General features: G+C 72.6%; 17 protein-coding genes. 14 read left to right on the plus strand and 3 right to left on the minus strand.

Annotated features, from left to right (window positions below; translation table 11 throughout):
* Positions 1 to 132: 132 nt before the first annotated feature.
* From ACWGIF_RS26160 to ACWGIF_RS26225, 14 genes are all read left to right on the plus strand, one after another.
* A complete protein-coding gene (locus ACWGIF_RS26160) occupies positions 133 to 1,467 on the plus strand; it encodes an ABC transporter substrate-binding protein (protein ID WP_453500989.1) in 1,335 nt (444 codons plus the stop codon).
* 5 nt (positions 1,468 to 1,472) lie between these two features.
* Complete coding sequence (locus ACWGIF_RS26165) at positions 1,473 to 2,417, plus strand: carbohydrate ABC transporter permease (RefSeq protein WP_453500991.1); 945 nt, start codon at positions 1,473 to 1,475, stop codon at positions 2,415 to 2,417.
* Positions 2,414 to 3,253: a carbohydrate ABC transporter permease gene (locus tag ACWGIF_RS26170; RefSeq protein WP_453500993.1), complete on the plus strand. Its 840-nt coding sequence runs from the start codon at positions 2,414 to 2,416 to the stop codon at positions 3,251 to 3,253. The genes ACWGIF_RS26165 and ACWGIF_RS26170 overlap by 4 nt, the downstream gene beginning before the upstream one ends.
* Before the next feature lie 5 nt (positions 3,254 to 3,258).
* On the plus strand, positions 3,259 to 4,533 hold the full coding sequence (locus ACWGIF_RS26175; RefSeq protein WP_453500995.1) for a 6-phospho-beta-glucosidase: 1,275 nt from the start codon (positions 3,259 to 3,261) through the stop codon (positions 4,531 to 4,533).
* The gene (locus ACWGIF_RS26180) at positions 4,524 to 5,516 is read left to right on the plus strand and encodes an N-acetylglucosamine kinase (RefSeq protein ID WP_453500997.1); all 993 of its coding nucleotides are present in this window, start codon (positions 4,524 to 4,526) and stop codon (positions 5,514 to 5,516) included. Before ACWGIF_RS26175 ends, ACWGIF_RS26180 begins: the two co-directional genes overlap by 10 nt.
* 208 nt (positions 5,517 to 5,724) lie before the next feature.
* Positions 5,725 to 7,128 (plus strand): hypothetical protein, encoded by a 1,404-nt coding sequence (locus ACWGIF_RS26185; RefSeq protein WP_453500999.1) that lies wholly within the window; start codon positions 5,725 to 5,727, stop codon positions 7,126 to 7,128.
* Between the two features lie 146 nt (positions 7,129 to 7,274).
* Positions 7,275 to 8,225 (plus strand): glutamate ABC transporter substrate-binding protein, encoded by a 951-nt coding sequence (locus tag ACWGIF_RS26190; RefSeq protein WP_453501053.1) that lies wholly within the window; start codon positions 7,275 to 7,277, stop codon positions 8,223 to 8,225.
* A gap of 109 nt (positions 8,226 to 8,334) precedes the next feature.
* Positions 8,335 to 9,624: a hypothetical protein gene (locus tag ACWGIF_RS26195; RefSeq protein WP_453501001.1), complete on the plus strand. Its 1,290-nt coding sequence runs from the start codon at positions 8,335 to 8,337 to the stop codon at positions 9,622 to 9,624.
* Positions 9,621 to 12,713 carry a tetratricopeptide repeat protein gene (locus ACWGIF_RS26200; protein ID WP_453501003.1) on the plus strand — a complete coding sequence of 1,031 codons (3,093 nt, stop codon included), beginning with the start codon at positions 9,621 to 9,623 and terminating at the stop codon, positions 12,711 to 12,713. Before ACWGIF_RS26195 ends, ACWGIF_RS26200 begins: the two co-directional genes overlap by 4 nt.
* Before the next feature lie 3 nt (positions 12,714 to 12,716).
* Positions 12,717 to 14,348, plus strand: coding sequence for a protein phosphatase 2C domain-containing protein (locus tag ACWGIF_RS26205; RefSeq protein WP_453501005.1), 1,632 nt, complete (start codon positions 12,717 to 12,719; stop codon positions 14,346 to 14,348).
* Positions 14,349 to 14,381: 33 nt separating this feature from the next.
* Complete coding sequence (locus tag ACWGIF_RS26210) at positions 14,382 to 15,713, plus strand: VWA domain-containing protein (protein ID WP_453501007.1); 1,332 nt, start codon at positions 14,382 to 14,384, stop codon at positions 15,711 to 15,713.
* Between the two features lie 47 nt (positions 15,714 to 15,760).
* Entirely contained in the window at positions 15,761 to 16,762 is a 1,002-nt protein-coding gene (locus ACWGIF_RS26215; protein WP_453501055.1) for an FHA domain-containing protein, read from the plus strand.
* A gap of 107 nt (positions 16,763 to 16,869) precedes the next feature.
* The gene (locus tag ACWGIF_RS26220) at positions 16,870 to 17,520 is read left to right on the plus strand and encodes an HAD family hydrolase (protein WP_453501009.1); all 651 of its coding nucleotides are present in this window, start codon (positions 16,870 to 16,872) and stop codon (positions 17,518 to 17,520) included.
* A 13-nt stretch (positions 17,521 to 17,533) separates the two neighbouring features.
* Positions 17,534 to 18,385: a DUF1932 domain-containing protein gene (locus tag ACWGIF_RS26225; protein ID WP_453501011.1), complete on the plus strand. Its 852-nt coding sequence runs from the start codon at positions 17,534 to 17,536 to the stop codon at positions 18,383 to 18,385.
* Between the two features lie 21 nt (positions 18,386 to 18,406).
* Here ACWGIF_RS26225 and ACWGIF_RS26230 read toward each other — a convergent pair whose 3' ends face one another.
* Genes ACWGIF_RS26230 through ACWGIF_RS26240 form a run of 3 tightly spaced genes read right to left on the minus strand, consistent with a single transcriptional unit; the run spans position 18,407 to position 21,216 of the window.
* On the minus strand, positions 18,407 to 19,903 hold the full coding sequence (locus tag ACWGIF_RS26230; RefSeq protein ID WP_453501013.1) for a hypothetical protein: 1,497 nt from the start codon (positions 19,901 to 19,903) through the stop codon (positions 18,407 to 18,409).
* Positions 19,904 to 19,948: 45 nt separating this feature from the next.
* The gene (locus tag ACWGIF_RS26235) at positions 19,949 to 20,596 is read right to left on the minus strand and encodes a guanylate kinase (protein ID WP_453501015.1); all 648 of its coding nucleotides are present in this window, start codon (positions 20,594 to 20,596) and stop codon (positions 19,949 to 19,951) included.
* A complete protein-coding gene (locus tag ACWGIF_RS26240; RefSeq protein WP_453501017.1) occupies positions 20,593 to 21,216 on the minus strand; it encodes an AAA family ATPase in 624 nt (207 codons plus the stop codon). Before ACWGIF_RS26240 ends, ACWGIF_RS26235 begins: the two co-directional genes overlap by 4 nt.
* Positions 21,217 to 21,298 lie beyond the last annotated feature (82 nt).

The following is a 21,298-nucleotide window of genomic DNA, read 5'->3' on the forward strand; positions in this document are numbered from 1 at the left end:
CAGAACCCCCACCGTCACCCTCGCCGCATGACCATCCCAAACAGCCCGATACCCGACACCATGTCCTTGACGAAGGACATAGAGACACCCCCCCCCCGGAAGTTTCGTCCTCCGCAGAGAGCGAGCCCCGCCATGCCCAGAATCGGACGCCTGACCACCGCGACCGCCCTCCTCGCCGCGATATCCGCACTCGCCACGGCCTGTACGGGCCAGGGCGCCGACTCCCCCGCCGACGATCCGAAGGCGGACGCCACCCTCACCTTCTGGCACGGCTGGTCGGCGCCCGGCGAGACCAAGGCGATCGAGGACAACATCGCCCGGTTCGAGAAGGCCCACCCGAACATCAAGGTCAAGGTCACGGGCAACATGACCGACGACAAGGTCAACCAGGCGCTGCGCGCGGGCGGGGACAAGGCCCCCGACGTGGTCTCCTCCTTCACCACCGACAGCGTGGGCAAGTTCTGCAACTCCGGCGCCTTCGCCGACCTGAACCCCTTCCTCCGGAAGTCCGGGATCGACAAGACGAAGGTCTTCCCCAAAACCCTGCTGGAATACACCCAGTTCAACGGCAACCAGTGCACGCTGCCGCTGCTGAACGACGCCTACGGCCTCGTCTACAACAAGACCGCCTTCGCGGCCGCCGGGATCGCCGGACCCCCCAGGACGTGGAGCGAGTTCACCGAGGTCGCGCAGAAGCTGACGAAGCCCAAGGCCGACTCGTACGAGCAGGTCGGCCTGATGCCCACCTTCCACGGCTACGAGACCACCCCCATGCGGCTGGCCGCGCAGTGGAGCCCCTCCTACTTCGGCCCCGACGGGAAGTCCAACCTGGCCGGGGACCCGGCCTTCGCGAAGATGCTGACCGCACAGAAGGACCTGGTGGCCAAGCTCGGCGGCTACGAGAGGCTGGAGCGGTTCCGCAGCACCTTCGGCGACGAGTGGAGCGCCGAACACCCCTTCCACACCGGCCGGGTGGCCATGCAGATCGACGGGGAGTGGCGGGCCCCGATGGCCAAGGAGGCCGGCGTCGCCTTCGAGATCGGCACCGCGCCGCTGCCCGTCCCGGACGAACAGGCCGCCGACTACGGCAAGGGCTATCTCTCCGGCACGATCATGGGCATCGCCGCCGGCAGCACGAAGCAGAACGCTGCCTGGGAACTGGTCAGATACATGACCACCGACACCGAGGCGGTGGTGGCCTTCGCCAATTCGATCCACAACGTGCCGTCCACGCTGGCCGCCCTGGAGTCCCCGAACCTCCAGGTGACCCCGGAGTTCAAGACCTTCCTCGACATCGCCCGGCACCCGAAGTCCAGCACCACCCCGGCCCAGGCCGACGGCGGCACCTACCAGCTGACCTTCACGGACTTCGCGTACGCGGTCGAGAAGGGCGACGTCGCCGACATCCCGGCCGGTCTCGCCAGGACCGACCGGCAGATCGACACGGACATCGCGAAGGCGAAGTAGCCCCGATGACCGGCGCGCACCTCCTGCGGTCGAAGCACCGCCGGTCCGCCCTGCGGACCGCGGCCTTCATGTCCCCCTGGCTGATCGGGTTCTCGGTCTTCTTCGCCTACCCCCTGCTGTCCACCCTGTACTTCTCCTTCACCCGGTACGACGGCTTCCGGCAGCCCGCCTTCAACGGCCTGGACAACTGGGACTACGTCTTCACGGACTATCCGCTGTTCTGGCCGGCGATGCGCAACACCCTGTGGCTGGTCGTGGTGATGGTGAGCTGCCGCGTCGTCTTCGGCCTCGGAGTCGGCCTGCTCGTCACAAAGATCAAGACGGGGGTCGGGATCTTCCGTACCCTCTTCTACCTTCCCTACCTGGCACCGCCGGTCGCCGCGACCCTGGCCTTCGTCTTCCTGCTCAACCCCGGCACCGGCCCCGTCAACACCCTGCTGGACGCGGTGGGACTGCCCACCCCCGGCTGGTTCACCGACGCCGGCTGGTCCAAGCCCGCGCTCACCGCCCTCGCCCTGTGGGGGGTGGGCGACCTGATGGTCGTCTTCATGGCCGCGCTGCTCGACGTACCGAAGGAGCAGTACGAGGCCGCCGAGCTGGACGGGGCCGGCCCCTGGGCCCGCTTGCGGCACATCACCCTGCCCACCATCGCGCCGATCATCATGTTCGCCGTGGTCACCGGGGTCATCCAGGCCATGCAGTACTACGCCCAGCCGCTGGTGGCGGGAAAGGTCGCGGCCGGGGTGATCGGCGGCTCGGGCCAGCAGTTCGAGCCCGGCTACCCCGACAAGTCCACCCTGACCCTGCCGCAGCTCGTCCACAACCTCGGCTTCCAGCGCTTCGACTACGGCACCGCGTGCGTCGTCGCCCTCGTCCTGTTCGCCCTCTCCATGGCCTTCACCGCACTCCTGATGCGGCGCCGTGGCGGTCTGATCGGAGCGGGCGAATGAGCACGCGCAGCCGCCAGGCCGTCCTGCACTGGGTCGGGGTGCACGCGCTCGGCGTGGCCGCCGCCCTCTTCTTCGTCCTGCCGTTCGTCTTCCTCCTCCTCACCTCCCTGATGGGCGACCGGCAGGCACTGACCCGCGACCTGTGGCCCGACACCTGGGAATGGGGCAACTACACCGCCGTGTGGCGCACGCCGGGCTTCCTGACCTGGTGGCGCAACACGCTGCTGTACGCCGGACTCGGCACCCTGTTGACCGTGGTCTCCTCCGTGCCGGTCGCGTACGCGCTCGCCAAGTTCCGCTTCCGCGGGCGGCGGCTCTCGCTGCTGCTCGTGATCGCCATGATGATGCTGCCGCCGCAGGTGGTGGTCATCCCGATGTACCTCTTCTGGGCCAAGCAGCTCGACCTGTCGGGGACCTTGTGGCCGCTGATCGTCCCGATGGCCTTCGGCGACGCCTTCTCCATCTTCCTGCTCCGACAGTTCCTGCTGACCATCCCCGACGAGTACCTGGACGCGGCCCGCGTCGACGGCTGCGGGGAGGTCCGCACCCTGCTGCGCGTGGTCCTGCCGATGGCAAGGCCCGGGATCGCCGCCGTCGCGCTCTTCCAGTTCTTCTGCGCCTGGAACGACTACTTCGGCCCGCAGATCTACGCCTCCGACAACCCCGCCGCCTGGACCCTCAGTTATGGACTGGAGTCCTTCAAGGGGGCGCACCACACCAACTGGAACCTCACCATGGCCGCGACCGTGCTGGTCATGGCACCGGTGATCGTCCTCTTCTTCTTCGCCCAGAAGGCGTTCGTCGAGGGCGTCACCCTGACCGGCGTGAAAGGCTGACACCGATGAAACTCGCAGTGGTGGGCGGCGGTTCCACCTACACCCCCGAACTGATCGACGGCTTCGCACGGCTGCGCGACACTCTGCCCGTCGGCGAGCTCGTCCTGATCGACCCGGCCACCGAACGGCTGGAGCTGATCGGCGGCCTGGCCCGGCGGATCTTCGCCCGGCAGGGCCACCCCGGCCGCATCACCACCACCGCCGACCTCGACGCGGGAGTCGAAGGCGCCGACGCGGTCCTGATCCAGCTGCGCATCGGCGGGCAGGCCGCCCGGCTGCGGGACGAGACCTGGCCGCTGGAGTGCGGCTGCGTCGGACAGGAGACCACGGGTGCGGGCGGGCTCGCCAAGGCGCTGCGCACCGTCCCCGTGGTCCTCGACATCGCCGAGCGGGTCCGGCGGGCCAGCCCGAACGCGTGGATCATCGACTTCACCAACCCGGTCGGGATCGTCACCCGGGCCCTCCTCCAGGCCGGGCACAAGGCGGTCGGGCTGTGCAACGTCGCCATCGGCCTCCAGCGCAAGTTCGCGGCGCTGCTGCAGCTGGCGCCGGCCGACATCCACCTGGACCACGTGGGCCTGAACCACCTCACGTGGGAGCTCGGCGTGCGCAGGGGCGGCCCCGGCGGCGAGGACCTGCTGGCGAGGCTGCTGGCCGATCACGGCGAGGCCGTCGCCGCGGACCTCCGCCTGCCGCGGGCGGTGCTGGACCGGCTGGGCGTCGTGCCCTCGTACTACCTGCGCTACTTCTACGCCCACGACGAGGTCGTACGGGAACTCGCGACCAAGCCCTCGCGGGCCGCCGAGGTCGCCGCGATGGAACGGGAACTGCTCGCCCTGTACGGGGACCCCGCGCTGGACGAGAAGCCGGCGCTGCTGGCCAAGCGGGGCGGCGCCTTCTACTCGGAGGCGGCCGTGGACCTGGCGGCCTCGCTGCTGGGCGACGGCGGCCCTGCCGTCCAGGTGGTCAACACGTACAACAACGGCACGCTGCCCTTCCTGCCGGACGACGCCGTCATCGAGGTGCAGGCCCGCGTCCGGGGCACGGACGGCTCCGGCCCGCGGCCACTGCCGGTGCCCAGGCCGGACCCGCTGTTCGCCGGGCTGATCTCGCACGTGACGGCATATGAGGACCTCGCGCTGGACGCGGCGCTGCGCGGCGGGCGCGAGCGGGTCTTCAAGGCGCTGCTGGCGCACCCGCTGGTCGGCCAGTTCGACCTGGCCGAAGGCCTGACGGACCGGCTCCTCGCCCACAACAAGGAGCACCTGCCGTGGGCGTGACCCTCCCCTCGGTGCTGGCGATCGACGCGGGCAACAGCAAGACGGACGTGGCGCTGATCGCCGCCGACGGCACGGTGCTGGGCACCGGCCGGTCCGGGGGCTTCCAGCCTCCGCGCCACGGGGTCGGGGCGGCGGTGGACGTCCTCGGGCAGGCCGTCGCCGAGGCCGCGGCGGCCGCCGGACTGCCCGCGCCCCGGCCCGGATCCCCGTGCGCCGCCCGGGTGTCGGCGTGCCTGGCCAACGCCGACCTGCCGGTGGAGGAGCAACAGCTCGCGGACGCGATCGGCGCGCGCGGCTGGGGCGCGGCCACCGAGGTGCGCAACGACACCTTCGCCGTCCTGCGGGCCGGCGTGGACGAACCCCGCGGCGTCGCGGTGGTGTGCGGCGCGGGCATCAACTGCGTCGGGATGACCCCGGACGGGCGGACCGCGCGCTTCCCCGCCGTCGGCCGGATCTCGGGCGACTGGGGCGGCGGGGGCGGACTGGCCGAGGAGGCCCTGTGGTGCGCGGCCCGGGCCGAGGACGGACGGGGCGAGGATACGGAACTGGCCCGGGCGCTGCCGGCGCACCTCGGCCACGATTCGATGGCCGCGCTGATCGAGGCGCTGCACCTGGGCCGTGTCCCGCACGCCCGGCGGCACGAGCTGAGCCCGGTGCTGTTCGCGGTCGCGGCCGCCGGGGACCCGGTGGCGCTGTCACTGGTGCACCGGCAGGCGGACGAGGTCGTGGCCATGGCGTCGGTGGCGCTGTCCCGCCTGGGCCTGCTCGACGAGGAGGTCCCGGTGGTCCTGGGCGGCGGCGTGCTGGCGGCCCGGCACCCGCAGCTGAACACCCGGATCACGACGGCCCTCGCCGCCCGGGCCCCGCACGCCCGGATCACCGTGATCACGGCCCCACCGGTGCTGGGCGCCGCCCTGCTGGGCCTGGACGCCCTCGGCTCCCCACCCGAGGCGCGCGAAAAACTCCGTACCCATTTCGGATGAACCCGCCCCGGAAGACGGCGGGTCTGGAACCGTGGCGCCGGTGAACGGCGTAATGACGGTGAAGGGCGTGACGGAGGGCGCCCGGCGGGCGCAACGCCCTGGATCCGGCACCGGGTGCTGTGGTCCACCGGCACTACGGCCATACTGCTGCGCAGGGGGTACCTCCCGGCGTCGGCTGGGGGACGACAGGACCGAGGGGGAGGTCACGGTGACGATCACATCACGCGCGCCCGCGCCCGGGGGCGGCGTCTCCGTGCCGCCCGACGGGGCGTCGCCGCCCGACGGGCCGCCGGGGCGGAGCACCGCCTGGGCCGAGGGTGTGGAGCGGCTGCGCGAGGCGGCGACCACCGAGCCGGGGCGGCTGCGGATCATCGGAGCCGTACTGGCCGCGCTGATCGTGCTGTTCGGCACGGTGAGCGTCTGGGAGATCTCCGGCCGGGCGGCCGCCGCCGACGACGTGGTGGGGCGCAGCCAGCCGCTGAGCGCGGACGCGGCGAGCATCTACCGCTCCCTCGCGGACGCCGACACGACCTCCTCCAGCGGGTTCCTGCTGGGGGGCCAGGAACCGCGCGAGGTCCGACAACGGTACGAGAAGGACATCGCCAACGCCTCCAGGCTGCTGGTGAGCGCGGCCGCCAACACCGGCGGCAACGAGGACTCGCGCAAGCAGATCGCCCTGCTGAGCGAGCAGCTGCCGCGCTACACGGGCCTGATCGAGCAGGCCCGGGCCACCAACCGGCAGGGCCTGCCGCTGGGCGGCGCCTATCTCCGCTACGCCAACGAGCAGATGACCACCCAGCTGCTGCCCGCCGCGCAGCGGCTGTACGAGGCGGAGACCGGCCGGCTCTACACGGACCACGACGACGCCCGCTCCTGGCCGCTGGCCTCGCTCGGGCTGGGCCTGCTCGCCGTCGCCGCCCTGGTGTGGGCGCAGCGGCGCAACTACCGGCACACGAACCGGGTCTTCAACCACGGGCTGCTGGCCGCGACGGCCGCGTCGGTGGTGGTTCTGCTGTGGCTGGCCGTGGGGCACACGGTGGCCCGGTCCTCGCTGAGTGAAGCCCGGGCGGACGGGCAGGAGTCCATGAAGGTGCTCAACGACGCGCGGATCGCCTCCCTGAAGGCGCGCGCCGGTGAGAACCTGACACTGATCGCGCGAGGCGCCGTACTGGCGGAGGACAAGAAGTCCGACAAGTACGACGTGGAGTTCACGAACAACATGAAGCAGCTGGACGCCGGGCTGGCGACCGCGCTGCAGCTGGCCGGCGACGAAGCCGGCCGGGCGCCCGTGAGCCGGGCCGTGGACGGCGTGAAGCAGTGGAAGCAGCGGCACACGGCGGCCCGGGAGGCGGACTTGAAGGGGGACTACGAGGCCGCGCTGCCCCTGGTCGTCGGGGACGCGACGCACAAGGAGAGCAGTGGGGCCGCCTTCGACACGGTCGACGCCTCGCTGGAGCTGGCGGTGGCCCACGAGCAGCGGGAGTTCACCCGGGCGGCCCGGGACGGGATCGGCGCACTGGGCGGTCTGGTGACGGGTTCCGCGATCCTGGCGGTCGTCGGCGCGGCAGCGGCTCTGCTCGGTATCGGTCGCAGGCTTTCGGAGTACAGGTGAGAGCGATGCGGATACGAGCGAGGCGGGCCGCCGAAGGTCACGAGGGTTACGAGGGCCTTGGCGAATGCCGCGAGGCGGCTCCGGCCCCCGTGTCCGGGATCCGGCGTGCGGCGGGCCGGCTTCGCGGCTGGGGCGGGGTGAGCGCGATGGCCGCCGCCTGCGCGGTGACGGCCGCGGTCGTGCTGCTGCCGCTGGCCCATGCGACGCCGGACACCGCCGGGCCTGCGGTCCGCAAGCCCGCCTCCATGGCGGCGGCTCCGGCCGCACCGTGGGTGCTCACCGACACCTGCCAGGACCCCGAGGCCAGTCTGCGCCCGGCCGAGGTGGACGGGGCGGCCATCGCGCGGATCAAAGCGGCGGGCAAGCTCGTCGCCGGCGTGGACCAGAACAGCTTCCGCTGGGGCTACCGCAACCAGACGGCCGAGGGCAGCCGCCTGGACGGCTTCGACATCGACCTGGTCAAGGCCATCGCCAAGGACATCCTGGGCGACGAGAACGCGGTCATCTACCGGGCCATCCCGACCAGCCAGCGCATTCCGGCCCTGCAGGAGGGCCGCGTCGACATCGTCGTGCGCACCATGACCATCAACTGCAAGCGGCTGGAGGACGTCGCCTTCTCGACGGCCTACTTCGAGGCCGGGCAGCAGGTGCTGGCGCCCAAGGGCTCGCCGATCACCGGGTACGACACCTCGCTGAAGGACAAGCGGATCTGCTTCGCGGCCGGTTCCACGGCGGAGGCGGCGCTGAAGGCGCAGTCGTACGGCTCGGTGCCGGTCACGGTGGCCAACCAGCTGGACTGCCTGGTCCGGCTCCAGCTGGGCGAGGTGGACGGCATCATCACGGACAACGCCCTCGCGGCCGGCCAGGCCGCGCAGGACCCCTCGGTGCAGCTGGTGGGCTCGCCCTTCACCCGCGAGTTCTACGGGGTGGCGATGAACAAGGACGCCCCGGACCTGGTCCGCCGGGTCAACAAGGTGCTGGAGAACTACCGCGCGGGCGGCAACGACAGCCCGTGGATGAAGGCGTACCTCAAGCACCTGCAGCCCGTACTGCCCGGCGTGTCCGCGCCGCCCGCACCCAAGTACCGGGACGGCTGAGGCGGTGGCGATTTCGGGCACGGGACCGGGCGCGGGGTCGGACACGGAGGCGGATACGGAGGCGGCGGCGGAAGCGGAGGCACAGTCGGTGGAGGCGTGGTCGGCATTGATGGACAGGGACGGCGTCGACCGCGCCCTGACCCGGCTGGGCGCGGAGCACGAGGCCGTCGAGACCTCGCTGCTCGCCCTCCAGGACCACGCCGGGCGCCGGCTGCTGGAAGGCGCGGCGCTGACCGGGGTCACCAAGGAGCGGTGGGCGGCCGCCGACGCGGACATCACCCGGCTGTGGACGTACTTCGACGCGTACAGCGGGGCCCTGAGCGCCGCCCGGGAGGTCCGGGAGCGGCGCCGCTGGCCGAACCGCGAGGACCTGATCGAGCTGACCGAACGGCTGCGCGGGCCCGGCGTGCTGATCGCCGGGGCCGCTGCGGAGGGCGTCGCGCTGGCGGAGCGGCTCTCGCTCGCCGAGCTGGTGACCCGGATGAACGACCTGTACGCGCGTTCGCTGGACGTGGTGGTCGCCGCCGACGCGGTGTGGTCGGCGCTGCCCGCCCGGATCGACCTGCTCGCGGCCGAGCTGCACCGCACCCGTTCGCTGGCGCACTCGGTGGGTGTGCGTCCGGGCGAGCACCCCTCGGGTGACGACCTGGAGGACATCACCGCCGAGCTGGCGCAGCTGCGGGCGCAGGTGATCGCGGACCCGCTGGCGTTCTGGCTGCCGACGGCGGGGAGTTCGGCGCCCGGCGGCGGTCGGCCGGACACCCAGCGCTACGACCGGGCCGCGCTGGCGCTGGAGGACGTGCGCCGGGAGGTCGAGGCGGTCCTGGCCGTGCGGCAGGACGCCGAGCAGCGGCTGATCAGCCTGCGGGACGTGCTCTCGCGGGCCGACCGGACCCTGGCCGAGGCGCGGACCGCGCGCGGCGAGGTCCTGGCGAAGATCGCCGCGTCCGAGGTGCCCGCGGTGAGCGGCCCGCCGACGGTGCTGCAGGAGCAGCTCGCGGCGGCGGCCGAGCACCGGCGCCAGGCCCGCTGGCACCGGCTCTCGCCGCTGCTGGAGTCCCTGGAGGAGCGGGCCGAGGAGGAACTGCGCCGGGCCCGGGAATCGTTGACCGCGGTCACGGCGCCGCTGGCCGTACGGGCCGAACTGCGCGGGCGGCTCGACGCGTACAAGGCGAAGGTGGCCCGCCACGGGATGGCGGAGGACCCGCTGCTGATCGAGCGGTACGACACGGCCCGGCGGATGCTGTGGAGCGCGCCCTGCGATCTGCGGGCCGCGGAACAGGCCGTCCTGCGCTACCAGCAGGCGGCGGCGGAGTCGCTGGCGCCGCAGCAGTCGCGGCCATCGGAGCACCCGCCCGAGCCGTTCCGGCCCGGCGGGCCGGGGAAGGAGGACGCATGAGCCTGATCGGAACCGCGTGCGTTCGCCCCGGCTGCCCGGGGGCGTACGAGGACATGGGCGGCGGCGAGGTGTACTGCGACACCTGCGGGCTGGCGCCGATCGGCGCGGTCGCGGCGGGTGCGGACGAACTGGTGTCGCCGCCGACGGGGATGACGAGCGCGGCCCGCGGTTCCCTGGGGTCCGGCGGGTCCCTGGGGTCGACGGGCTCGCACGAGTCCCACGGTTCGGCGCGGTCCTCGGCATCGGCGCGCTCCTCCCGGTCCTCCTCCTCCCGGCGCTCGGTGTCGGGGCGGCTGTCGCGGTCGCTGTCGGGGACGGCGTCCACCCGGTCGGTTTCGGTGCGCAGTTCGGGCTCGGCGGCCTCGGGCCGCAGCCGGCTGGGGGCCGGGCTGGTCAACGTACCGGAGGTGCCGCGTCCGGATCCCTCGGCGGCGGTCCTGGAGAACCCGGAGGTGCCGGAGCGCAAGCGGTTCTGCTCGCGTTCGGACTGCGGGGCTCCGGTGGGCCGGGCCCGGGGGGACCGGCCGGGTCGCACGGAGGGGTTCTGCACCAAGTGCGGCCACCCGTACTCCTTCGTGCCCAAGCTGAACCCCGGCGATGTGGTGCGCGGCCAGTACGAGGTGGCGGGCTGCCTCGCGCACGGCGGACTCGGCTGGGTGTACCTGGCGGTGGACCGGGCGGTCGCAGACCGGTGGGTGGTGCTCAAGGGCCTGCTGGACACCGGGGACCAGGACGCGATGGAGGCCGCGATCTCGGAGCGGCGCTTCCTCGCCGAGATCGAGCACTCCAACATCGTGCGGATCTACAACTTCGTGGAGCACCTGGACCAGCGGACCGGCTCGCTGGACGGGTACATCGTCATGGAGTACGTCGGCGGCAAGTCGCTGAAGGAGATCGCGAACGAGCGGCGCAGGCCGGACGGCCGGCGTGATCCGCTGCCGGTGGAGCAGGCGTGCGCCTACGGCATCGAGGCGCTGGAGGCGCTCGGCCACCTGCACAGCAGAAACCTTCTGTACTGCGACTTCAAGGTCGACAACGCGATCCAGCAGCAGGATCAGCTGAAGCTGATCGACATGGGCGCGGTGCGCCGGATGGACGACGAGGAGTCGGCCATCTACGGCACGGTGGGCTACCAGGCGCCGGAGGTCGCGGAGCTGGGCCCGTCGGTCGCCTCCGACCTCTACACGGTGGCGCGGACGCTGGCCGTCCTGACCTTCGACTTCCAGGGCTACACCAATGTGTTCGTGGACTCGCTGCCGGACCCCGGGCACATCGAGGTGTTCCGGCGGTACGAGTCCTTCTACCGGCTGCTCGTGCGGGCGACCGACCCGGACCCGGGTCGGCGGTTCGCGTCCGCGCAGGAGATGGCGGACCAGCTGACGGGCGTGCTGCGGGAGGTGGTCGCGCTCCAGACGGGCCGGCCGCGGCCGCAGCTGTCAACCCTCTTCGGCCCGGAACTGCGAGTTCCGGACACTGAGCTCTTCGCCGACGCGCCGGGAACGGCCGTGTCCGGGCTGGGCTACCGGCCCATCGCCTCCCGGCCGTTCGCCTCGCGGCGGGGCGGCGGGCTCTTCGGGGCGCGCGGCCGCGGTGCGTCCGCCCCGGCCGCCGCCGCAGCCGCTCTGCCCGGCCCGGGCGGACAGCCCGGCGCCACCCCGCCGGGCGGAAAGGCCCGGCCGGCGGGCCGGACCGGGGCACATGCACCCGGTGGCGCGGCACAGCCCGGTGGCGCGGCTCTGCCCGGGGCGGCTCCGGTCGCAGGACCGGGTGGGGCGCCCGGCCCGTGGACGGCCACGCACCTTGGCGGAACGCCGCCGGGCGGAACGCCGGTGGGCGGAACGCCGGTGGGCGGAACGCCGGTTTCCGGGGCGCCGGTTTCCGGGGCGCCGGTTTCCGGGGCGCCGGTTTCCGGGGCGCCGGTTTCCGGGGCGCCGGTTTCCGGGGCGCCGGGAGGGGCGGGCCCGGCGGGGTCCGGTGGCGCTGCGGCGGCCTGGCCCGGGCATCCGGCCGGGGGTACGCCGCTGCCCGCGCTCGGGAGCACGGCCACGCACGTGGCGGGTGCGCCGGTGCCGGGCCCCCGGCAGGCGCCCGCGTCCACGGTGACGCCGTCGGCTCCGCCCACGGGAGCGGGAGCGGTGCTCGCCCCCGTGTCCCCGCCGCCCCTCGCGGGAGCGGCCACCGCACGCGACTGCGCGCTGGCCCTGCCCGTGCCGCTGGTGGACGCGGGCGACCCGAACGCCGGTTTCCTGACCGGTCTGCTGGCCTCCGCGCCGGGCGACCTGCTGGGCGCGCTGGGCGCAGCGCCGGCCGACTCGGCCGAGCTGCGGCTGCGAGAGCTGCGGGCCCGGCTGGAGCTGGGCGAGCTGGCCGCGGCCGGCAGCACCCTGGCGGAGCTGGAGGCCCGGCATCCGGACGACTGGCGGGTGGTGTGGGCCCGCGGCATCGCCTCGCTGGCCACCGGCGACAACGAGATAGCGGCCCTGTCCTTCGACGCGATCTACGACGCCTTCCCCGGCGAGCCCGCGCCGAAGCTGGCCCTCGGGCTGTGCGCGGAGGTGCTCGGCCAGCTGGACAACGCCGCCGAGTACTACCGCCTCGTGTGGATCACCGACCCGGGATTCGTGAGCGCGGCCTTCGGGCTGGCACGGGTCCAGCTGGCCGCGGGCGACCGGGCCGGAGCCGTGCGCACGCTGGAGTCCGTACCGGAGGCGTCGATCCACTACACCGCCGCGCGGGTGGCGGCCGTACGCGCACGTCTGCGCGACCGGTCCCCGCAGGAGGCGCTGCTGGCCGATCTGGCGGCCGCAGCCGACCAGGTGGAGGCCCTGCGGCGGTTCGGGCTGGACCCGGAACGGCAGGAGCGGCTCGCGACGGAGGTTCTGGGCTCGGCCCTGGACTGGGTACTGTCGGGTGGCCGGGGTTCCGACCCCGGCCGGACCTCGCTGCTCGGCAGCCAACTGGACGAGCAGGGCCTGCGCTTCGGACTGGAGCGCTCGTACCGCGTGCTCGCACGGCTGGCGCGGCGCGGCGAGGAGAGGATCGAACTGGTGGAGCGGGCAAACCGTTTCCGTCCCCGGACGTGGGTGTGAGTGATGTCGATGCATCGGCTGTCGGGCTGCCCCAGCTGCGCGGAACCCCTGGAGGAGGGTGACCGTTTCTGCGGCGTCTGCGGCTACGCCGTGACCGCTCCTCCCCCGGCTGCGTCCGCGGACCACCCGACCCTTCCCATCCCACAGGCACCGCAGCCACCACCGGCGCCGCCGGCCGCCGGACCGGGCCCGGCCGCCCACGCCGGCCGCCACGGGGCCCCGGTCCCCGGCGTGTCCCACGGCGCCGCCGAACCCGCCCCCGGCTGGGGCAGCGTGGCCGCGGCCGCGCCGACGCTGGTGGGCGACCCGGCCGACTGGGCGGCGGCCGCGGCGGAACCGGTGGCGGAACCTCCGGAGGAACCCGCGCAGAGCCCGGCCGAAGACCCGTACGCGGGTCCGGGCCACGAGAACCCGTACGGCACCGGCACGCCCCCGGACGGGACGCCGTGGAGCGCTGCGGAGCACCCGTACGGCGCCGGAGCAGAGGGGCCCCGAGCCGCCCGGTACGACGTGCCCGGCGGCGGCGCGCCCCCGGAGGGCAACGCTCACGCCGCGCACCCGGCGCACCCGGCGGACCCGGCGGTCCCCGCGAGCCCCGCGGGCCCCGCGGGCGACAACCCGTACGCCCCGGAGCCCGCCTCCGAGCCGGCGTACGGCACCCCGCCCCAGCCCGGCGCCGCGGAGACCGGGAAGACCTGTGTCGCCTGCCGGGCGGGCCACGTCGACACGGACGGGTACTGCGAGCACTGCGGGCACGCACAGCCCCGGGAGCGCGACCATCTCGAAGAGGAGCTCGGGAGCGTCGCCGCCGTCAGCGACCGGGGGCTGCGCCACCACCGCAACGAGGACTCGTTCGCCGTGGCCGCCACCGCCCTGCCCGACGGCTCCGCCGCCACCGTGGCCATCGTGTGCGACGGCGTCTCCTCCGCGAGCCGCCCCGACGAGGCGTCGGCCGCCGCGGCCGGCGCCGCCAACGAGGCGCTGCTCGACGCGCTTCCCCGCGGCGCCCACCCCCAGGAGGCCATGCACGAGGCGATCCTGGCCGCCGCGGCCGCGGTGAACGCGCTGGCCCCGGAGAGCCCCGGCGCGCAGAACGCCCCCGCATGCACCCTGGTGGGCGCCGTCGTCAGCGGCGGCCTGCTGACCATCGGCTGGGTGGGCGACAGCCGTGCGTACTGGGTCCCCGACGACCGCGCCGCCCTGCCCCGCCGCCTCACCGAGGACGACTCCTGGGCCGCCCAGATGGTCGCCGCCGGCTTGATGGGCGAGGCCGAGGCCTACGCCGACGTCCGCGCGCACGCCATCACCGGCTGGCTGGGGGCCGACGCGTACGAGCTCGAACCGCACACCGCGACCTTCAAGCCGGACCACCCCGGAGTGGTGGTGGTCTGCACCGACGGACTGTGGAACTACGCGGAGTCCGCGCGGGAGATGGCCCAGGTGCTGCCCGCCGACGCCGCGACCCGCCCGCTGCACAGCGCGCAGGTGCTGGTGGGACACGCCCTCGACGGCGGCGGCCACGACAACGTGACCGTGGCCGTCGTGCCGTTCGCCACGCAGGAACCGGGACCCGCGGCGGAGCCGCGCCCGGCGGCACGACCGGAACCGGAAGTGGAAGCGCGCCCGCAGGTCTGACCCGCCTGCCCGAGCCCCCTAGGAGTCCCATCGATGGCGAATTTCGCCAAGCCGAGCGCCCCGCGCTTCAGCGTGGAGGTGTACCAGAACGAGTTCCTCCCGGAGGGTGGGCGGGACGTCCACGCGATCGTCACGGTCACCGCCACCGGCGGGGCCACCGCCACCGCCACCCGCGCGACGGCCGCCGAGGGCACGGCAGCCGTCGTGATCATGGTCGACTGCTCGGGCTCCATGGAGTACCCGGCGGAGAAGATGCGCGGCGCCCGCGAGGCCACGGCGGCCGCCGTCGACACCCTGCGCGACGGGACCTCCTTCGCCGTGATCGCCGGTACGCACGTGGCCAAAGAGGTCTACCCGGGCCAGGGCCGCCTCGCCGTGGCCGACCCGGCCACCCGGGCCCAGGCCAAGGAGGCCCTGCGGGGCCTCACCGCCGGCGGCGGCACCGCCATCGGCACCTGGCTGCGCCTGGCCGACGGCCTGCTGCGCAACTCCACCGCCGCCATCCGCCACGGCATCCTGCTCACCGACGGGCGCAACGAGCACGAGGAGCCGGCCGTGCTCCGCGCCACCCTCGACGCCTGCGCCGGACGCTTCACCTGCGACGCCCGCGGAGTGGGCACCGACTGGGAGGTCAAGGAGGTCACCGGTATCGCGAGTGCACTGCTCGGCTCCGCCGACATCGTGGCCGACCCCGCCCACCTCACCGAGGACTTCACGCACATGATGGAGAACGTCATGGGCAAGGAGGTCGCGGACGTCTCGCTGCGCCTGTGGACCCCGGTGGGCGTGGAGATCCAGTACGTCAAGCAGGTCGCGCCCACCGTCCAGGACCTGACCGCGCGCCGCACCGAGGCGGGCCCGCGCGCCGGTGACTACCCGACCGGGTCGTGGGGTGACGAGTCCCGCGAGTACCACGTGTGCGTCCGCGTCCCGGCGGCGGCCGTCGGCCAGGAGATGCTGGCGGCCCGCGCCACGCTCGTCCGGCCGGGAGCGGCGGGCGAACCCGCGACCGTCCTGTCCCAGGGCCTGGTGCGCGCGGTGTGGACGACCGATCTGGCCGCGTCCACCGCCATCAACCCGCAGGTCGCCCACTACACGGGGCAGGCGGAGCTGGCGCAGGCTATCCAGCAGGGCCTCGAAGCCCGCAAACTGGGCGATGTCGACGGCGCCACGGCCAAGCTCGGGCGTGCCGTACAGCTGGCGAGTGTCTCCGGGAACGCCGACACAGCCAGACTCCTTGCGAAGGTGGTGGATGTGGTGGACGCGGTGGCGGGTACTGTGCGGCTGAAAGCGAAGGTCGCCGATGCCGACGAGATGACCCTCGAAACGCGTTCGACGCAGACCGTCCGAGTGAAGAAGACCTGAGAAGACCTGACGTGATGACGCAGGGAGAAGAAGGGGGAAGCGCCGCCATGCCGACCTGCCCGAACGGGCACCAGTCCGCCTCCGACGACTGGTGCGAGGTCTGCGGCCACCGCATGGCTGCCTCGGAGGGGCCGCCCCCGGTGCCCTCCTACGGCTACGGCTTCCCCCCGTCCGCCGGTGACCCGACCGCCCAGGCCGAGCTCTGCCCGCAGTGCCGGACCCCGCGCGAGGCCATGGCCCCGTTCTGCGAGGAGTGCCGGTACAACTTCCTGACCCGTTCGGCGACCTCGTACACGCCGGCCCCGGACCCGGGACCCCAGGCGACCGGTGCCGGCCCCGGACCCGGTGCCCCGCCTCCGCCGCCGCCGGTGCCCGCTCCCGGGACCTACTCCCAGGACCACTTCGAGTACCAGGGCTCGCGGCCGTCCCGGGTCAACCGGCCGGCCGAGCCGCTGCAGCGCGAGGACGACTGGCTGCTGCCGCCGCCCGCGCACGAGCCGCAGCGGGAGTACCAGCAGACCCCGCAGCCCCAGTACCAGCAGCAGCCCCCGCCGCAGCAGCAGTACCAGGCGCAGTCTGCGCCGCCCCCGCAGCAGTACCAGCAGCAGCCTCCGCCGCAGCAGCAGTCCTTCCCGCTCCAGGGCGGTGCCTGGACCGCGACGATCGGCCCCGACCGCTCGTACTTCATGGCGATGATGCAGCGCAGCGGTCCCGAGGCGGCCGGGCTCAACCTGCCCGCCTACTCCCCGGAGCAGCACCTGCCGCTCTCGGGCGGCCAGATCACCATCGGCCGCCGCCGCGCCTCCACGGGCGAGTCCCCCGACATCGACCTGTCGGTGCCCCCGGAGGACCCGGGCGTCTCCCACCAGCACGCGGTCCTCGTCCAGCAGCCCGACCTCAGCTGGGCGGTGGTGGACCAGAACTCCACCAACGGCACCACGATCAACGGCGGCGAGGAGCCGATCCAGCCCTACGTCCCGGTCCCGCTCTCCGACGGCGACCGCGTCCACGTGGGCGCCTGGACCACGATCACCATCCGCCGCGGCTGAGTACGCAACCACACCTCCGGCCGCCGGGCCCTGCTTCGTCAGGTCCCGGCGGCCCCAGCCATGCCGGCGAGCGGGCAGTCCGGGGGCTTGCGTACTCCTCTGCGAAGATGCAGCGGCTCGCCCTCTTCGACCTCGACGACACGCTCATCGACCGGCGGCAGGCGTTGGAAGCAACCCTGGCGCGGTTTGCGGACCGGCATCATCTGACCGCGGACGAGCACGCCGCGCTCCTCGCCCGCCTCGGCGAGCGCGCCTCAGTCGCCGACTTCTCGGTGATCCGGAATCTCTACGGCCTGACGGCCTCGGCCGGGGAACTGTGGCAGTGCTACGTCGAGGACATGGCTGCAGGCGCCATCTGCCCGACCGGCGTACTCGACGGCTTGGACGAGCTGAGGGCGCTCGGCTGGCGGATCGCCATCGCGACGAACGGCTCCGCAGACATCCAATGGGCCAAGCTGGGCGCTACCGGCATCGCACGCCGCGTCCACGCAGTGTGCGTGTCTGCGGAACTCGGGGTCCGCAAACCCGATCCGCGGCTGTTCGTGACTGCCGCCGAGCGGTGTGGGGTGCACCCTGAGAACGGTGGATGGATGGTGGGCGACGATCCCCTCAAGGACATCGCCGGTGGGCGTTCCGTCGGCCTCAGCACCCTGTGGATCGGCAGCCCGGCCCGATGGCCGACGGCCGTACCCGCCCCGGACCGGACCGCGCCAACGGCCCTCCAGGCCATCCGGCTCCTCGTGGAACTCACTCCCTGAAGAGGACGATTTGATGACGGAATCCGCCACCACGGTGGGACTGCTGCACCCGGGCACCATGGGGGCCGCCTTCGGCGCTCAACTGCGGGCACGCGGGATCAGCGTGCTGTGGTGCCCGGACGGCCGGAGCGAAGCCACGCGGCACCGCGCCGAGCACGCCGGACTGGCGCCTGCCACCCTGTCCGGCCTTCTGGACCGCGCCGACGTCGTCCTGTCCCTTTGTCCGCCGGCCGTAGCCGAGGAGCTGGCCGCCCAGGTCGCCTCGTACGGGTTCGCGGGAGGAACGTACGTCGAGGCGAACGCGATCTCACCAAACCGCATGCGGCGCATCGCCGCCCTCCTTCCGGAAGCGAAGACGGTCGACGCGGCGGTGGTCGGTTCCCCACCCGTCGGCGGCAAGCAGCCGACTCTCTACCTCGCCGGGGAACGCACTCACACCGACACAGTCGCGCGGCTCTTCACCGGCACGGCCGTCCGTACCCACTCCCTGGACGCCGCCGTGGGCGCGGCTTCCGCACTCAAACTTTCCTACTCCAGCTACCAGAAAGCGTCCCGGATCCTGGCGGCCCTGTCCTACGGGGCCGCACAGGCGCACGGTGTGGGCGACGAACTCCTGCAGATAGCGGCCAAACGGACGGGTAGCTACCTCGTTGAGACGGAATACATCCCCAAAACCGCTGCACGGGCCTGGCGCTGGGGCCCCGAGCTGGCCGATGCCGCAGAACTGCTCAACGAGGCGGGCCTCCCCGAGGAGCTGATGCTCGCCGCCGCAGCAGCGCTCGGCAGGTGGGAGGAGGCGCGCGACACTGTCCTCACCCTCGAGGAGGCCCTGGCACTGCTGCGACAGGCCCCGCTCAAAGCGTGACTCCCACGGGACCGAGCCGCCTCAGCGCACGAGTTTGCGGATGACGATGCCGACGGTGAGCGTTGTGAACAGGAGCCCTCCCCCGGCGCAGCACACCGCGAGCGCACTCCAGGCATGCGTCTTGAGCTCGGACGGGGCGCCCACCCCCACGTTCAGCCACAGTGCACAGGCCAGAGCGAGCGCCTTCCCCGCGGCCACGACGTCGAAGAGCCCGCTGCCCCCCGAACCCCTCGTGGCCCCGGAAAGGTGCAGCAGCACGCCCGTGGACACCATGGCGCCGCCCAGGGTGCGTGCCGGATTCCGCGCCCGTACACCCCATCCGAGGACGCCCCCGAGAAGGCCCCGGCCCGCAAGGCGCCGGAGGAGAGGCCGCTCCCCGGCCTCCCGCTGGCGGGTGAAGTAGTACAACTGGTCTCCCTCGGCCATGCGCCGACGCTGGGTCAGCGTGGAACGCACAGCCTCCAGAGCGCCCGGGCTCACCCGGGTGAATACACGATCCATGAAACCCGTGACCTGTTCGTCACTTCGGAACACCACATCACCGAGGTCCACTTCCTGAACGCTGCTCGTTCCCTCCAGTCGGAACCGGGCCGGTCCCGTGGGAACGGCGAGTGCCCGAACCCTCGTGTCGGCGAGTTCCACCACCAGCGGAGACATGTCATCGGCACTTGCGGTGAGACTGGAGATGGTAGAGGCCCGGAAGACCAGTTCGGCGGTGCCGACGGCCGGAGATGCATCGTCCGCGGTCGACTGCCGACGCTGTGCGGGTACGGTCGCCACGTGCCGCAGTCCCCGGACGACGACAGCGCCCCGTACCTCGCTGTCAAGCAGCGCACTCGCCGCTCCGGGCACCACCATTCCGTTGATGCGCAGGCCGTCCCGGCAACGAACCCCCGTACCCCTGAAGGGTGCGTCCACCCGTACCCGCCGCAGGACCAGGGCGGACACGTCGACCTCGTCGAGGGTGAGCGACGCCAGCCACAGATCGTCGAGGGTAATGGTCTCTGTGACGTTCACGGTCTCCAGGGACACCGTCGGCCTGCGCTGTCGGCCTGCGGCGGCCTGGCTGCGCAGGGCCACGGTCGCGGCACGCAGCCGTTTCAACTGGACGTGCCCGCGCATCGCCGCGATCTGCACCGAGTCCGACACCCGCACACCCTCGAACCGAGTAGGCCCGCAGGAGTGCACGTCCAGCGCCTCCAGGGTCGATTCGCTGACGTCGACCTCCATATTGCGAGGCGTGTTGCGGACGATCAATCGGCCGATCCGAGAGTTGCTGACCAGTAGCGCGTCGGCCGTGCAGTGATCGACCACCAACTCCTCGATGACGCACGACCGTACGGTGATGGCTCCTGCGACGTTCACCCGGCTCAGCGCCAGCCTCCCTGCTGTGAGGGAGTCCAGGACAAGGGCGTCGTCGATGTCCCGCTGCCTGATCGTGAGATCCCGGTCGCGTCCTGCCGGCGCGCCCAGGTCCACTGCTCGTGCCAGAGCGTCGAGCGTGCTGATCGTCGCCATTGCTCTCCTCCCACCGTGAACGTCCATGCCGCCGTATCTGCGATCTCACCCGTCGGCAGTCGCGGCCCCCGCCAGAAGCGCGGCCAGCTCCCCGGCCTGTACGTACTCCCGGGCACCACTCGCGTGAGCCCGGGCCACGAGGGCCGCGGCCCGACTCGGGTTGGTGCGGTCGGTCCCCACAAGGAGGTGGAACAGTTTCTCGCCCGCAGGTACCGCGTTCAGGTCGGCCCGTGCCTCGTCCCAGGCCGCGAGCCGGTCAGCGGTGTCGCGGTCGCCCCTCCCCTGCGACCGCTGCTCGCACACGTCGCGGGGAACCCACAGGAGTACGCACAGCCATGGCTCGCCGACTGCGGCGTTGAAGGTGCGAAGGTGTTCGACGCTGCCCATGTGTACGAGCGGAACGCGGCCGGCCCTGGTCATCGCTTCCAGGTCACCCCGGTCGACGGCGTATGTGTTGCCGTAGCGCGTGGTCTCCAGTACCACGCGGCCTGCGGCACGCAGCGCGTCCAGCTCTTCAGGGTCTGCCATGCGGTAGCCAGCGGTGCGCCCCGAGCCGACTTTGATCTTGGGGAGCTGTCCGTACCGGGAGTCCAGTCCGGCCAGCGCGGCGCTGATGGTGTCCTTCCCCGCAGCCGGAGGACCGAACAGCACGATCCCACCGACGTGCCCGATGTCCTGCGCGTTCAGGTTCACGCCACGCCTTCGCTGTATCGGCTGGACAAGGTCATGGCCACGGACTCCACCTGCTCGGCGAGCGGTGTCATCGCGGTGATCCGGTTGTCGACAAAATGGAACTCCCCCACAGGACGCCGGTCCAGGGAGATCGAGCTCAGGTAGTGGCGCCAGTTCGCGAGCTTCCATGTGTCCCGCGCTGCGTTGCGCGAGGTGAGCCGCTCACGCATCGACGACGCGTCGCTGTCCACCCACACCACTTCGAAGCCGGCGCCCAGCCGGGAGCAGTGCCTGCGCGTTCGGGCGGCCCACTGTTCGTCGACGACCTCGGCGAGGAACGGCGCGACGGCTACGACCGGGACACCGCATTCGAGGTTCTCCCAGCACGCCTTCATCAGAGACTCGTACTCCAATGGCCGGACCCTCTCGGAGTAGAGGCTGCTCTGCCGGTCGTCGGGATCACCGTTCAGGTGCGACAGCAACGATTCCGTCAGGGGCCTCGTCAGAGTGTCCTTGTCCAGTAGCGGCCACCCTGTCGCCTGCGACATCATCTTCCCGGCCTCCGATTTGCCGGATCCGGCGTATCCGGCGACGAGGACAAGCGTGATCGCGTGCTCGGACGGCTCCGAACCAGTACTCACCGATGCTCCCCCAAGAACGTGACGCGGAACTTCCCTCGTGTGCACTTTAACGGCAAGTGATCACGGTCGGACCGGAGTTCGG

This window comes from Streptomyces sp. NPDC054849 (assembly GCF_053610945.1).